Origin of the sequence: Methylocystis sp. H4A, assembly GCF_015709545.1 — a bacterium.
GTDB classification, from domain to species: Bacteria; Pseudomonadota; Alphaproteobacteria; order Rhizobiales; family Beijerinckiaceae; genus Methylocystis; species Methylocystis silviterrae.
This window is the reverse complement of record NZ_JADNQY010000024.1, coordinates 1-12,596: the sequence shown is the minus strand read 5'-3', so window position 1 is coordinate 12,596 and position 12,596 is coordinate 1. Positions and strand designations below refer to the sequence as shown.

General features: G+C 60.9%; 16 protein-coding genes and 3 pseudogenes. 10 read left to right on the top strand and 9 right to left on the bottom strand.

Translation table 11 applies throughout. The annotated features are described in order from the left end of the window. Positions 1-51 precede the first annotated feature (51 nt). The gene (locus IYW40_RS10355) at positions 52-483 is read left to right on the top strand and encodes a hypothetical protein (protein WP_109026923.1); all 432 of its coding nucleotides are present in this window, start codon (positions 52-54) and stop codon (positions 481-483) included. Positions 484-506: 23 nt separating this feature from the next. Continuing rightward, a complete protein-coding gene (locus IYW40_RS22100; protein ID WP_192879626.1) occupies positions 507-911 on the top strand; it encodes a J domain-containing protein in 405 nt (134 codons plus the stop codon). Between the two features lie 94 nt (positions 912-1,005). Here IYW40_RS22100 and IYW40_RS10345 read toward each other — a convergent pair whose 3' ends face one another. Together IYW40_RS10345 and IYW40_RS10340 are read right to left on the bottom strand one after the other, a co-directional pair. After that, positions 1,006-1,272, bottom strand: a complete 267-nt coding sequence (locus tag IYW40_RS10345) for a hypothetical protein (RefSeq protein ID WP_109026924.1) — start codon at positions 1,270-1,272, stop codon at positions 1,006-1,008. Positions 1,273-1,377: 105 nt separating this feature from the next. Further along, positions 1,378-1,809: a cupin domain-containing protein gene (locus IYW40_RS10340; protein ID WP_158273655.1), complete on the bottom strand. Its 432-nt coding sequence runs from the start codon at positions 1,807-1,809 to the stop codon at positions 1,378-1,380. 362 nt (positions 1,810-2,171) lie between these two features. Here IYW40_RS10340 and IYW40_RS22095 point away from each other — a divergent pair, with 362 nt between their 5' ends. Then, positions 2,172-2,423: a NepR family anti-sigma factor gene (locus IYW40_RS22095; protein WP_109026933.1), complete on the top strand. Its 252-nt coding sequence runs from the start codon at positions 2,172-2,174 to the stop codon at positions 2,421-2,423. A 265-nt stretch (positions 2,424-2,688) separates the two neighbouring features. Here the strand turns inward: IYW40_RS22095 and IYW40_RS10330 are convergent, their stop codons facing one another. The 3 genes and pseudogenes from IYW40_RS10330 to IYW40_RS10320 form a co-directional block, all read right to left on the bottom strand. Further along, positions 2,689-3,159: an Hsp20/alpha crystallin family protein gene (locus IYW40_RS10330; RefSeq protein WP_109026938.1), complete on the bottom strand. Its 471-nt coding sequence runs from the start codon at positions 3,157-3,159 to the stop codon at positions 2,689-2,691. 198 nt (positions 3,160-3,357) lie between these two features. Further along, positions 3,358-3,555: pseudogene (locus IYW40_RS10325) on the bottom strand (ATP-binding protein); the annotation flags it as partial. 126 nt (positions 3,556-3,681) lie between these two features. Then, a pseudogene (locus tag IYW40_RS10320) lies at positions 3,682-4,933 on the bottom strand (IS256 family transposase). 312 nt (positions 4,934-5,245) lie between these two features. Here IYW40_RS10320 and IYW40_RS10315 point away from each other — a divergent pair. The 4 genes from IYW40_RS10315 to IYW40_RS10300 all read left to right on the top strand — a co-directional run bounded on the left by IYW40_RS10315 (position 5,246) and on the right by IYW40_RS10300 (position 6,717). Then, on the top strand, positions 5,246-5,698 hold the full coding sequence (locus IYW40_RS10315; RefSeq protein ID WP_109026941.1) for a hypothetical protein: 453 nt from the start codon (positions 5,246-5,248) through the stop codon (positions 5,696-5,698). Further along, positions 5,688-5,879: a hypothetical protein gene (locus IYW40_RS10310; protein ID WP_109026945.1), complete on the top strand. Its 192-nt coding sequence runs from the start codon at positions 5,688-5,690 to the stop codon at positions 5,877-5,879. The genes IYW40_RS10315 and IYW40_RS10310 overlap by 11 nt, the downstream gene beginning before the upstream one ends. Positions 5,880-6,141: 262 nt before the next feature. After that, positions 6,142-6,378 carry a hypothetical protein gene (locus IYW40_RS10305; RefSeq protein WP_124740580.1) on the top strand — a complete coding sequence of 79 codons (237 nt, stop codon included), beginning with the start codon at positions 6,142-6,144 and terminating at the stop codon, positions 6,376-6,378. 108 nt (positions 6,379-6,486) lie between these two features. Next, positions 6,487-6,717, top strand: a complete 231-nt coding sequence (locus IYW40_RS10300) for a hypothetical protein (protein ID WP_124740581.1) — start codon at positions 6,487-6,489, stop codon at positions 6,715-6,717. Between the two features lie 23 nt (positions 6,718-6,740). Here IYW40_RS10300 and smbP read toward each other — a convergent pair whose 3' ends face one another. Further along, the gene (gene smbP, locus IYW40_RS10295; RefSeq protein ID WP_109026958.1) at positions 6,741-7,079 is read right to left on the bottom strand and encodes a small metal-binding protein SmbP; all 339 of its coding nucleotides are present in this window, start codon (positions 7,077-7,079) and stop codon (positions 6,741-6,743) included. 164 nt (positions 7,080-7,243) lie between these two features. On the opposite strand from smbP, the gene IYW40_RS10290 reads away from it, so the two are divergent. Next, positions 7,244-7,669: a universal stress protein gene (locus tag IYW40_RS10290; protein ID WP_109026984.1), complete on the top strand. Its 426-nt coding sequence runs from the start codon at positions 7,244-7,246 to the stop codon at positions 7,667-7,669. A 609-nt stretch (positions 7,670-8,278) separates the two neighbouring features. On the opposite strand, the gene IYW40_RS10285 is transcribed toward IYW40_RS10290, so the two are convergent. Continuing rightward, the gene (locus IYW40_RS10285; RefSeq protein WP_109026961.1) at positions 8,279-8,578 is read right to left on the bottom strand and encodes an antibiotic biosynthesis monooxygenase; all 300 of its coding nucleotides are present in this window, start codon (positions 8,576-8,578) and stop codon (positions 8,279-8,281) included. A gap of 385 nt (positions 8,579-8,963) precedes the next feature. Between IYW40_RS10285 and IYW40_RS10280 the strand changes: the two genes are divergently transcribed. Further along, positions 8,964-10,151 carry an integrase core domain-containing protein gene (locus IYW40_RS10280; protein WP_109026963.1) on the top strand — a complete coding sequence of 396 codons (1,188 nt, stop codon included), beginning with the start codon at positions 8,964-8,966 and terminating at the stop codon, positions 10,149-10,151. Between the two features lie 128 nt (positions 10,152-10,279). Here IYW40_RS10280 and IYW40_RS10275 read toward each other — a convergent pair whose 3' ends face one another. Both IYW40_RS10275 and IYW40_RS10270 read right to left on the bottom strand, forming a co-directional pair. Continuing rightward, positions 10,280-11,002, bottom strand: coding sequence for an SMC-Scp complex subunit ScpB (locus IYW40_RS10275; protein WP_109026966.1), 723 nt, complete (start codon positions 11,000-11,002; stop codon positions 10,280-10,282). Between the two features lie 18 nt (positions 11,003-11,020). After that, positions 11,021-12,130 carry a DUF1403 family protein gene (locus IYW40_RS10270; protein ID WP_109026968.1) on the bottom strand — a complete coding sequence of 370 codons (1,110 nt, stop codon included), beginning with the start codon at positions 12,128-12,130 and terminating at the stop codon, positions 11,021-11,023. Between the two features lie 82 nt (positions 12,131-12,212). Between IYW40_RS10270 and IYW40_RS10265 the strand changes: the two are divergent. Then, a pseudogene (locus IYW40_RS10265) lies at positions 12,213-12,596 on the top strand (transposase); the annotation flags it as partial.

The window sequence follows — 12,596 nt, the reverse complement described above, 5'->3', positions numbered from 1 at the left end:
AGCTTCGCTAACCGGCTCAAGGCCGACGCGCTGAAGCTCACCGTCAACAGCATGCTGGCGCAAAGCAATACGCTCTACATTCAAGGGACGCCCACAGGCGATCCAATTCCTATTGCCGCTCGCATTGCATACACTATTGAAAATAATTCAGGCATGCCTCTGAGCTTGGCCGTTAAGCGCAGGGGCATCTCAGCTGGTCCTTGCTCAGAGGTCGAAAGCGGCTCGGGGCTCGAACTATTCGATGACGCACTGGCGATCCAGTTGCAGCGCAACAAATCGTATCGCGATCGTGTCATGCGCTTCGTTCCCGACAAGGCGCGCGTGTCAGGAACGATCGTGATGGAAAACACGAGCTGCAAGCCGAGTGACGTTTCGGGCATGACGACCGTGCCCGTTACGATCACCGTCATGGTCGCGAACGAAAACAATTTTCTCGCGGTCCCATTGCAGACGGATGCGCGCCTAACCGTGCGCGGCAATTAGAAACGTTTCCCACCGTCGGTAGCATGACGAGCACCGATCCATACAGTATCCTCGGCGTCGCGCGATCTGCGACGGCCGTGGAGATCAAGGCGGCGTATCGGCTGCTCGCGCACGAGCGACACCCCGACAAGAAGAGCGGATCGCACGAAGCATTCGTCCAACTGACCGCAGCCTATGAGTACGCGCTCGCCCGATGCGGACGGCCGGCGGGCTCTTCCGCGAGCACTTCCCCACCGCCACGGCAGGAATCCTTTGACGAGTTCATGGCGCGCACGTATCGGCACTGGGAGCGCTCCTCCCAGGAGCGAGAGGAATATTTTCGGCGAACGCATGCACATGCGCCATTCCGGCTTTTGTGGTGGCGTCTATCTCACGACTTGCTCGCCGCCGCGCACGACCTGGCAAAGCTTCTCCGTCGTAAATCATAATAGAACGCACCGCGTCTGATCGCGACGATCCTCGACGAGGCGCGACAGGCCCCGACGAGCCATCACATGTCGTGACCTGTCGCTCACCGCTGGTTTAAAGAGGATAGTCGCGCGCAGGATCGATCCCGGCGTCCGTCAGGAATTTGCGCAGGGCGGCAATTTCGTCTTTTGGAAGGCTATGATGGACGTCGTGGAATCCATGGGAAAAGCCGCTCAGCGTCACCAATAAATGGTTGTGCCGAGTACGAGTTATTTCAGCTCCCAGCTCTTCCAACATTGACTTGACGATCTTTGGATCGATGTTGCTACTCATTGGATGCGCGAACAAGGCGTGCAGAATTGTCCGATGCTTATGGTTCATTTATTGAACTTCCCGCTCATCTCAAAGGTCTATCATTTCGCACGGTGCACGCAGCTGCGACAACGAGACTTGCCCTTTGCATCTGAACCATCCCGGGGTTCTGGTTTATTTCGCCGGAACCGGGATCGCCGAACCTTTGCCTTCCGGCGCGCTGGCGGGCAGCAGTTCGAAGGTCAGAAGTTCGACCGGAGCTGCGCCAGTGTTGCTCGATTCATGGGCGACCGAGCCGGTCTCTGCGAAACAATCGCCCGCCCTGTAAATGGTCGGCGTTCCGCCGAGCGTATAGGTCATCTCCCCGGAAAGGACGCAGCGCAGCCCCGGCCCGAGGTGAAGATGCGCATGCATGTAGCCCCCTGGGTCGATGGTCGTCTGCGTCACGCGGATACGGTACTTGCCGTTGAGCTCGGCGAGTTGGCCAAGGTCCGAGAGTTCAGCTTTGATTTTCTGGTGAAAGCCTTTGATCTCTACTTCGTCCGCCTTGGCGCTGGCCGAGGCGGCAAGGAACAAGATGGCGAAAGCGACGACGAAGTTCAACATAGACGCCTCCAAATGCGCGCGCCACAATCGTCGCGCAAAGCTCTCCTCGGTTTCAGTCTTCGGCAGCTTAACGTTGGTCGTCGCTAAGTCCGCGGCGGGCGCGTGGCTTGAAACAGCGACTGGCGGGCAGCGCCGCATCATAATTGTGGAGTCTTCGTTTTCAACACTTCAGCTTGAGCTCCGCCTTCGCAGCAATCACCCACAACGCCGTGCTTTGCTAGTCTAGATGCCCATACCCGCAGCCAATTTGTCATAAATTTTAAAAATCGGCGCTCACTTACACGCCACTGTCACTTCTTCATATTGTGGCCGCAACCCGAGCTGACCCTGAGTCTGTCATTTATGTCGCCTAAAGGTGTCAGATGGGTCAACCTCGCTTGCTCCCCCAAAAGGTCGAAGACCTAATCGGCGAACAGCTCCGCGCCATGTACGGTGACATCCTTGGTGAGCCGCTTCCAGATCGGTTTCTTGATCTCCTGGAGAGGCTAGAAACGGACAGGGTCTTGGTTTTCGGCGTCCCGGACCGCCAAAAAAAGCGCGACGCCTCAATAAATAGTCCAAAGGAGCGGGGTTTATTCAGCCGATTCGTCCGTCAACAGCTGAGGGCGGGCTAAGCGGAAAATCATGAAAGCGCTTCAGGCATAGGCCCTTTAGGCGAAAAATCGCCAGCAGAATCGACGCCGCCGAAATTCATGTGTCCGCCGAGTGTCGCTTACCGCGGCGGCGTCAATCCAGCGCCTGCTACTCGCGGGGACCTCAGAGGAGTTGCAAACTGTGCGGGTGGCGCAATCCTGCTTGTCGCAAGAAGGAATCACGACGCAGTTGCCTGAGCGCACGCGAGATTTACTCGCGTGCGAGTATTTGTCTTGCGCCCTCCAATCAGGATTGCTTCGGAGGCTGGCCGGCCTGGATTTCGATTGTCTTGGCGGCGCTAGCGGCTTCGGCAGGTTTCTTGACGGTGACGTGGAGAACGCCCTTGTCTAAATGCGCCTCCACGGCTCCGTCAGCGGGAGTGAATGGCAAGGACATTGAGCGATAGAACGAGCCGTAGCTGCGCTCCTCGACGTGCCACTCCTTCTCGTCCCTTTGGCTTTCTTCTTTTTTCTCGCCGGCGATGGTGAGCCGGTTGCCTTCTAAGCCTACTTTAATGTCTTTTTCTTCGACGCCGGGAAGTTCGGCCGTCACCTCGATGGCGTTAACCGTTTCGGCGACGTTAATCGCAGGCGCTTTCGCTCCGACACTCAGGGTCGGAAGACCGGTATCGAAGATACGAAACGCATCTTCCATCTCGCGTCGGAGCGAACGAAAGGGGTCTATGTCCTGACGGGACCACAGGCTCGGCAATCTCATTGTGCTCTCCTAGGATATGCGAACGCCAATGCCCGCTCCCAAGCTGTCAATCAGCATTGAACCGGGACCCCAGATCGGCGCCGAAAAGGGACCCCTTTTCAGGCGTGCGTTTTGTGCCGTAGTCGGCGTGACGGAGGGAGGGCGTAGCCCGACCGGAGTTACGCCGACTACGGCAGCGGCCTGGGCGGCGCGTCGGCCTCAGGCGCGGTTTTCGAAGCGCCAGCTTTCGTTGCCGGTTTCGACGATGTCGCAGTGATGGGTGAGGCGGTCGAGGAGAGCGGTCGTCATCTTGGCGTCGCCGAAGACGCTGGGCCATTCGCCGAAGGCGAGATTGGTTGTGACGATCACTGAGGTGCGCTCATAGAGCCGGCTGACGAGGTGGAAGAGGAGTTGGCCAGAGCGTCGGCGGCTCCTGTCGGGAATGGTTCGCCAAGGCGCTGTCCTCCGAATGGAAGAAGGCCAAGGCGTCTCGCCTGCGCGAGGGGACTGTCAGGAATCTTGTGTGTGGGGCCAGGTTGACCATCACACCACGACGAACCTTTCGTCGAACATGATGGCGAATTGGGTCTTCGCCTCGCACCATTCGCGTGGCGGCATTTTCCATTCTCCCGCGACCTGACGCAAGACGAGATACAGCAACTTCGTCGCGGCCTCATCGGTTGGAAAATGCCCTCGCGTTCGCACGGCGCGGCGCAATTTCGCGTTGAGCGATTCAATGGCGTTCGTCGTGTAGATGATCCGACGCACCGCGACGGGAAAGGCGAAAAACGGAATGACTTGCTCCCAGTTTCGCCGCCAACTCTGCGCAATAGCTGGATATTTTATACCCCATGGTCCGGCGTCGAATGCCTCCAGCGCCTCTCGGCCGGCGTCCGCGTCTTTCGCGCGATAGATCGTCTTCAGTTCGGCGGCGATGGCCTTGCGGTCCTTCCATGACGCAAAGTCCATGGAGTTGCGAATGAGATGCACGATGCAGGTCTGCACAATCGTTTGCGGAAAGACCGCGTTGATCGCGTCCGGAAAGCCCTTCAGTCCGTCCACCACGGCGATGAGAATGTCGTCGATGCCTCGGTTCTTCAGCTCGTTCATGACGCGAAGCCAGAATTTGGCGCCCTCGGAAGTCTCGATCCACAGGCCCAGAATATCCTTGGTTCCCTCGGGCGTAACGCCCAGCGCGACATAGACGGCCTTGTTGCGAACCAGCCCTTCATCGCGGATTTTGACGCGCAAGGCGTCGAAGAAAATCAGCGGATACATCGCCTCCAAGGGCCGGTTCTGCCATTCGGCGACCGTCTCCAAAACCGCGTCGGTGATCGTCGAGACGAGATTGGGCGAGACCTCCAGCCCATAAAGCTCCAGGAGATGGCCCTGGATCTCACGAACTGGGCGCGCCCCGCCATCGGGGCGCGCCCCAGCCGCCACGCGCGACGCATGTCATGCCGCGCGCATACATTGACACGATCTTCTCGTCGAAGCCCGGGAAGCGGCGCTGGTAACGCTGGATGAGCTTGGGATCGAAAGTTCCTTCCCGGTCACGCGGGATTTTGATGTCGATCTTCGACGTCTCGGTCAGCACGGTCTTCTTCGAATAGCCATTGCGGTGATTGGCTCTACCACCCACTGCTTCGCCATCGAGATGATCGTCCAGCTCCGCGTTCAGAACCCGCTCGGCCAGGGCCTTTTTCAGCTCGTCGAAAAGCCCGTCCTTGGAAAAAACTTCCTTTGGATCGCGCCCCGAGAGAAGTTGGTCCAGTGTGTCCTTCTTGATCGCCATAGTCCGCCTCCAGCGGTTCTACTATGGCCCACACACACAAGATTCCTGACAGTCCCCTGCGCGAGGAAAGCAACGTCGGCCTTCCGGTCCGTTCCTGCGTTGCCGACCGGCCTGCGCCGCGCATGCCCCTATGCCGCCTCTACACCACGCATTCCGGCCGCCTCGCCGGATCATTCGCGGCCTGAACTTCAAGAGGGACCGCATGATAAGCGGCCGGGAAGAGATCTCGCGAACCCCACTCCCGGCCTGACCACAACGCAAACGGAGCTTCACATCATGGCTAAACTGTCTCATACACCATCGCGGCGGGCCATGCTCGCCGGCCTCGCCGCTGCGCCCGTCGCAGGGCTTCCTGCCATTGCTGGCGTCGTCGCGGACGATGATCCGCTGCTTGAGGCTCTCGCAGAATACGAGCGCCTGCACGCGATCGAACGGACTGCTTGGGAAGCCGTGGCGGACGCCGCGCCCACGAGCAATAGGCTCCCGGAAGTTGTCTTTAATGGCAATCGCGTCTTCAGCATTCTCCATCTCGAAACCATGCGCGAAAGCAGCATGGGAATGACAGACGAAGAAATAGACGACACGATTGCGCGCCTCCGCAAAGGCAACGCCACAATGCGTGCTGAAGCCGCCGGCCTTGAGCCAGAATACCAGAACGCGCGCGCCGTTCTAGAAGCCCACAACGCATATGCGCAGAATGCCGAGACGAGCGAGGTATTAGATGCGGAGTCGGCCGCGCAGAAGGCGCAAGATAATGCGAACTGAAGCGCAGCGGGCGGTCTTCGAATCCACACCGACGACGCTCGCGGGCGCCTTACGGCTGCTCCGTCGCCTCGCTGACTTTCTCGACGAAGACGACGTGGTCAATGACATGCTTGTCGGCGACATGATCGGCGACTCCGTCCGCAACGCCGTCGCGGTGTTAGAGCGGGAAGCGCAGTCATGAGCTTCGACAACGACAACGCCTCCGCGGCGCCGCTCTTTATCGAATTGCGCCCCGGCATGCGCAAGGCGCTCGCCGACGCCGTGGACGCGTTCTTGAACCTGTTGGACCAGATCGACGCCGTCCGGACCAGGCGCACTGGGCCGAAGGAGCTAGCGACGACCGCGAGGACGAAAGCGAGCTGCTTGAGCCGACCGGCGATGAGGAGCCAACGCTCGGCGCGACGACCGCCGTCAATCAGCAACATGCTTGGGCCGCGTCTCGCGTGGCCGATGCGGTCGACGAAGCCGAGCCGTCGCTCGGCTGGACGGGCCATGGGAGCGGCCATCCCGAGATGGCGCTGCGCGGCTATGACGACGATCGGGAGAGGACTACAGGGCCGCGCGACGAAGAAGAGGACGACAGCGACAAAGGAGAGCTGGACGGCGACTATATGGACTCTTGGTTCAATTCGCCGCACCTGCCAGGCGGCAATGGCACGGTGCGGAGACCATGCCGATGACTGACCTGAGCAACGTCAAGGCGCGGCCATGCGAACGTCTCGGCGCATCGTCGAGAGCGCCGAGCGCTGCGCCATCAAGGCGGACGATTTGCGGAGAAGGCTGAGGCCGTGACTTACGACCGCACCGCGATCATGCGGGACGCCCACAAGCGATTCCGAGACGGCAAGCGCCTCGGGCTCGGCTGGACGTTCGGGGCAATGCTTGGCCACGGCATGGGCGGCTTCGAAAGATCGGCGCAAGGCTCATGCCCGGGGATTTGCGGCGTAGGCTTCGAGCCCTACATCATCCCGAGCGCCGAAATTCGTCGTCGGCGCAACAGAACGCCCCGCCGTGGATGAAACGGCGGGTTTTGCTGTTTGGGTTATTTCTGCGCCGCTTCCAGATGCGTCAACGCCTCTTCGGCGTGTCCGGTCGCAGCTTTGGCGTCCTTTTTATTGCCTTCCGTAATTGACGCCTTCAGATGGGTAATTCCTTCCTTGGTGTGCTCATTCTTCTTCGCTTTTTCCGCCGCTTCAGCGTGTTTAAGCGCGGCTTCGGCGTGCGTCACCAACACATCCGCATGACCTTGTTTGCCGTGGTCGATCGCTTCCTTGGTGTGGCTAATCGCCTCGGCCAAATGATCCTCGGCGAGCGCGACGCGGGGCGCTACGAAGGCCGCGACTCCAAGACCCAGCGCGAGTACAAAAATTCTGCGGTTCATTGAAATATCCTCCCACTAGCCATTCCTCGGAAGGGAATGCCGGCAGGATCATAATCCACAATTTGCGGGAGTCGATTGTGGCGATTGACGCGGCGGCAAGATACGCGAAGGAGTATTAGAGTTCGGCATCTAGCTGCCTTAAAGGGTCAGCCAGGGAGGCGATGATGTTCAAAAATATTCTTGTCGCGATCGATCTCACCGAATCTGAGATGACCAAGCAGGCGATCGACAAAGCGGCAGCGCTCGCCAGGGCTTTCAATAGCGAACTCAGGCTGGTCAATGTGCAGACGCTTATTCCCATTGCCTTCCTCGACTACGTCAAGGGAAATTTCGACAAGGATATTCGGCAAGGCCTTGAGAAGGAGATCGCGGCCCTAGCGGCTAGCATCGATCATCCGACCGGCCGAATCTCGACCGTTGTGCTGTTCGGTCCCGTCTATCAAAAGGTTCTGGCGGAGGCCGAGGAGTGGGGCGCCGAAGTCATCGTCGTAGGCTCCCACCGGCCAGGAATGGATCGGTTTCTCATTGGCTCCAACGCCGGCGCCATCGTACACCACGCAAAGTGCTCAGTGCTCGTCGTGCGGCAGTAGCGTCTTCGCCCCAACCGTCTTGGCGCGGGCGTTTTAATGTCGCCGGCAGCTCGTTGAGCGGACTCTTCCACTAAAGAGGCAACAAGGCCCCAGCGCATCGGGACAAGCTCATTGCCGCCAGCCGCTGGCCGGATGACTTCAATCTGCGTCGTAGGGCGATGTTGTAGCGCGGCTGGCCGATTAGGTCGGCGATGCGCTGGAACTCTTCCCAGGAGAGAGTAGACCGCTAGGGTGTGTCACCCCCGCGCCCGATATGGCGGCCAATCTGGCATCAGATGAACGTCCGGGAGCCGCAGACGGAGCAGACAAAGCGGCGCACCTCGCCAGGGCAACGAACGGCGTTCCCGGCGCCGTCCGCATGGCATCGAAGGCGACCTTGCCGTGATGGGCGCGCCTGCACAGGGACCCGCTGTCGGACCCCGTCACCGTCGCGCTAAACCTTGTATCGGAAACCGCCGCTGCCATTAGGCAGTCCGAAGAGCAAATCGGCCCATGCGCTCCAGCACTTGCCGTGCGGGAAGCGGAATTGGCCACATCGACAGGCCGCGCGGATGAAGCCGAGGCGGGCATGCAAAAAGTCGTCGACGCGATCGGTGCGTTTTTGTGTTGTCAGCCCAGCTTTGCCGCCAGCACGTCAACCTTCCCGATTTTGGGTGGCTGCGAGAAAAGCTCCGGCGCTTTCGCCATGAGCGCTTTCGCGACTTCCCCAGCAAGATGAGCGTCTCTGCCGGCTTCGTCATTGAAAACGTCGAAAATGGCGAAAGTGGTGGGTGACACTCGGATCGCGAACCACGACACTGTGCCGGGCTCTGCTTCCACGAGCGGCAGCGCCGATTTCAAGAACGCTGCAACCTCGTGCTCCTTGCCGATCTTCGCCTCCAGCGTCGCCAAGATGCCAAATTTCACCATTGCGACCTCCTCAAGACCGACGGTTTCAGGCCGTCAGTTTGCACCAAGCGTCCGCAGATGGCGGCAGCATAGCATTAACTATGGCGGCTGGTCGCGGTTGCCTGCATCGCTCCGCGCGTACGAACCGGCCCGCGCCGAGCCAAAAGTGCTCGGCGACTGGCCTTCCCACCGCACCTCCAGCCGGCCGGCGACGACCGGGCTTTTTCGTGGGCGGAGGGACGGAATCCGCTGACGTTCGCCGACGCTTATCCGGCAAATGTTGGCACGAAGCGGCGCTCGACGCAGTCTATTATCACAACTTATTGTGAGCGACCTGAGAGATGGGTGACAGTTTGTTCCGGACACATGGGTGACACCTCCCGCCAGTCTAGGCGGGAGGTGTCGAATGCCCTGGAAGGGGTGTTCGGTTATGGAAGAGCGTCTTCGGTTCGTCGCGCGTCTGCTCGACGGCGAGGCGATGAGCGATGTGTGCCGGGAGTTCGGCATCTCGCGCAAGACGGGATACAAAATCTTCGATCGTTACAAGGAGCACGGCCTCGAGGCGCTCACCGACCGCTCGCGGCGGCCGGTGCGCTACGCCAACCAGCTGCCCGAGCAGATTGAAAGCCTCATCCTGCGCTGCAAGCGTGAAAAGCCCCATTGGGGCGCGCGCAAGAATCGCGAGCTGCTGCTGCGCAAGCTCGACGGCGATTTCCGCGTCCCCGCCAACAGCACGATCCATGCGGTCTTGTGCCGGCACGGCCTCGTCAAGGCGCTCGGACGCCGCCGCCCGCGGGCGCAGGGCACGGAGCTTTCGCCCGGCCTTGCTCCCAATGATCTCTGGTGTGTGGACTTCAAGGGCGAGTTCAAGCTCGGCTCCGGACGCTACTGCTATCCGCTCACCGTCACCGATCACGCCTCGCGCTTCCTGCTGCTCTGCGAGGCGCTGGAATCGACCAGAGAGGACCCGGCGATCACCGCCTTCGGCCGGCTGTTTCGTGAGCGCGGCCTCCCCGGCGCCATCCGCTCCGACAATGGCGTTCCCTTCGCCAGCCCCAACGGCCTCTTCGGCCTCTCCAAGCTCTCCGTCTGGTGGCTGCGCCTGGGCGTCGAGATCGAGCGCATCAAGCCCGGCCATCCTCAGCAGAACGGCCGCCACGAGCGCATGCACCTGACCTTGAAGAAGGAGGCGACCCGTCCGCCCGGCATGAACAGCTTGCAGCAACAGGCCCGCTTCGACGCGTTCATCAAGGAGTTCAACGACGAAAGGCCGCACGAAGCGCTCGACATGAAGCGCCCGGCCGATGTCTATCGCCCGTCCGCCAAGCCCTATGACGGGAAATTACCGGAAATCGACTATCCGCTGCACGATCGCGACGTGATGGTCACCTCATGCGGGCGCATCTGCATGTATCGAAAGCGCGTCAACATCTCGTCCGTGCTCGCCGGTCAGCGCCTCGGAATCAAGGAAATCGACGACGGCATTTGGCTCGTCAGCTTCATGAGCTACGATCTCGGCTTCATCGATCTGGAGCAGAAAACCTTGCAACCCCTCGACAACCCCTTCGGCCCGAGGTTGTCACCCATGTCTTAGGAACAGACTGTTACCTATGTCTTCAGTCCGGACAATTGATTTTCTTGGCGCGCCAAAGGGGATTCGAACCCCTGTTTTCGCCGTGAAAGGACGACGAGCAGGCAGGGAGTTGCGAACCCTATCACCGGTCATTCCCAATGCTCTTCGAGATCCTCCTCTTCCGCGAAAAGAAGGGCGTCAAGATCGGCCTCCGGCTGCGGCCTCTCCAAAAGTCCCTCGTCTTCGAGCCGTTCGATGTCGGGGAGATCGCGCAGCGACGCGAGTCCGAAGACCTCTAGGAACTTCCTCGTCGTCACGTAGGCGAACGGCGCGCCGGGCTCCGGCGCGCGCAATGCGGCGTCGATCAGCCGATGGCGCTTGAGCGCTCCAATGACGTCGCGGCTGATTTCTCGCCCTGCAAACTGCGACAGCTCCGCGCGCGTCGCTGGCTGCAGATAGGCGATCGCCGTCACGGTGAGGAGTTCGGTCGGCGTCAGCGCTGGCGGTCCGGCGGCGTGGGCGCCGTTGTTCAGGACGCGAATGGCGTCGGCGTAGCGCGGTTTGGTGCGCAGTTGATAGCCGCCGGCGACGAGAACGAGGTCATAGGGCCTTGCCCGCAAATCTTCGCGAATGTCGCAAATCAAATCATCAAAATTGCAATCGCGCCCGACCAGTTTGGTGAGCGCGTCGCGCGTGACCGGCGACGGCGCGGCGAAGATCGCCGCTTCGACGCGCCCCATCCATTCGCGCCAGCGCATCGCCTGTGGCAGATCGGAAAGATCGGCGTCGAACAGCAAATCCCCATCGCGCCGCGGCACACGACGGTTTGGCGGCGGCGCACTGTCCTGTCGATGCGCCTTCATCGACGGCATGTCGGCATCCTTTTCATGTCACAGTCCGTAAAGTCGAAAATTGGCGCGACCGGAGAGTTCGCGCACGGCGCCAAGCGCCATCAACCGATCGAACAAACGCCGCGTGGCGCGATCGGAAAGGCCGGCCGACGTCGCCGCCCGCGTCGGCGAAACGCAATCGTCGGCGAGCAACAAATCGACGACGCGCGCCGCCTTTTTGGCGCGCAATTTTGGCGCAACGCTCAACAGTATATTGGAACGCCGCGACAGTTCTGTCGCCAGCGCGTAAGACTCTTGCGCCGCGCGCGCCATGGCGCGCGCGGCGCTCAAATCCCAATCGGCATCGCTCGGCCGTGGTCGGCGTCCGGTCGCCGTGCGCATCGATGGATGCGTGATCGTCGTCGCCAACAGCGGCAGCGGCGCCTGCCACGCGAGGCGCCGCGCCAACACAAGATCGGCGAACCACAGCGCAAAAATTTCGGCGTCGAATTGCGCCGCGTCACCGATGACGCCCAGCGCTAGCGCGCTCACGCGGGCCGCAGCATTGAGCGGATTCTCAGCTGTCGACCGCTCATCCACAAGGGCGGCGACCGCTTCGCAATCGATGGCCGGCGGTAAATCGAGACAATCGGCCGCGACTCTCACGACGCGCGCATCGAGCCGCACAGAAGGCGTTGTGAACAGGCGCCACAGCCGATGCAGGCGGCCGCCGGGCGTCGGCGCCGCGTCGAAGCCGGCGAGATGTTCGGCGTCGCGCAGGGCGCCTTCGTCTTCGCGCAGACGCGCTATCGCGGCGCAGGCGGTTGCGGCGCGCAAGGCGAGGCGCTGCCGCAGGGCGCCGGCAAAAACGGGTTCGAGGCCTCCTTCCCCGAAGTTTTTGCCGGGGCTCGAAGCATCGGCGGCTCTTCCGTCGGCGCGCGAAACATCGGCGGAGCCGATTCCGGCGCGCGAAATATCGCCTCCGGGGCAACGCAAAAGCTGGTCGAGGCGGGCAAGACTGGCGCCGGCGGCGAAGAAGTGCGCGCTGGCCGCGTCGTGTTGAACGCCGCCGACCTTCGCCCACTGCGTGTCAGGACACATCAGAAATTGAGAAATCGGCCTGTTGAATTTCAATGCGTTACGAAACGCTGCTGATTTACGCGTATACATTTGAATTGAGAAAACGCCCGAATGATGTACAGTTGAATTGAGAATTTGCGGCTCAACCATTTCTCATGGACGCGGCCGAAAAATGAACAGCAATAATGAGAACGCGCCCTGCCCTGATGACGCCGACACGACGGGGTCCGACGACCCGCAGTGGTTAGAGGCATGTCGACGCGAGGAGGCCATCAGAGAATTGTTAGGCCGCTCCGCGGGCGACCGGCTACGAACAAGCGACGTCGAAGATGTTGCTTTGGACCTCGGGATCAGTCGCGCGACACTTTATCGCCTCGTCGCGATCTATCGCGAAACGCCCACCGTTGAGGCGCTTCAGCCGAAGCCGCGAGGCCGATCGAAAGGGGCGCTCGCTCTCGACAAATCGCGTCATAAGTTGATCCGCCAGACGATCCGGGAAGTCTATCTGAAGCCGCAGCGTCCAACGCTGACCCACCTCGTCGAACAAATCCATTTG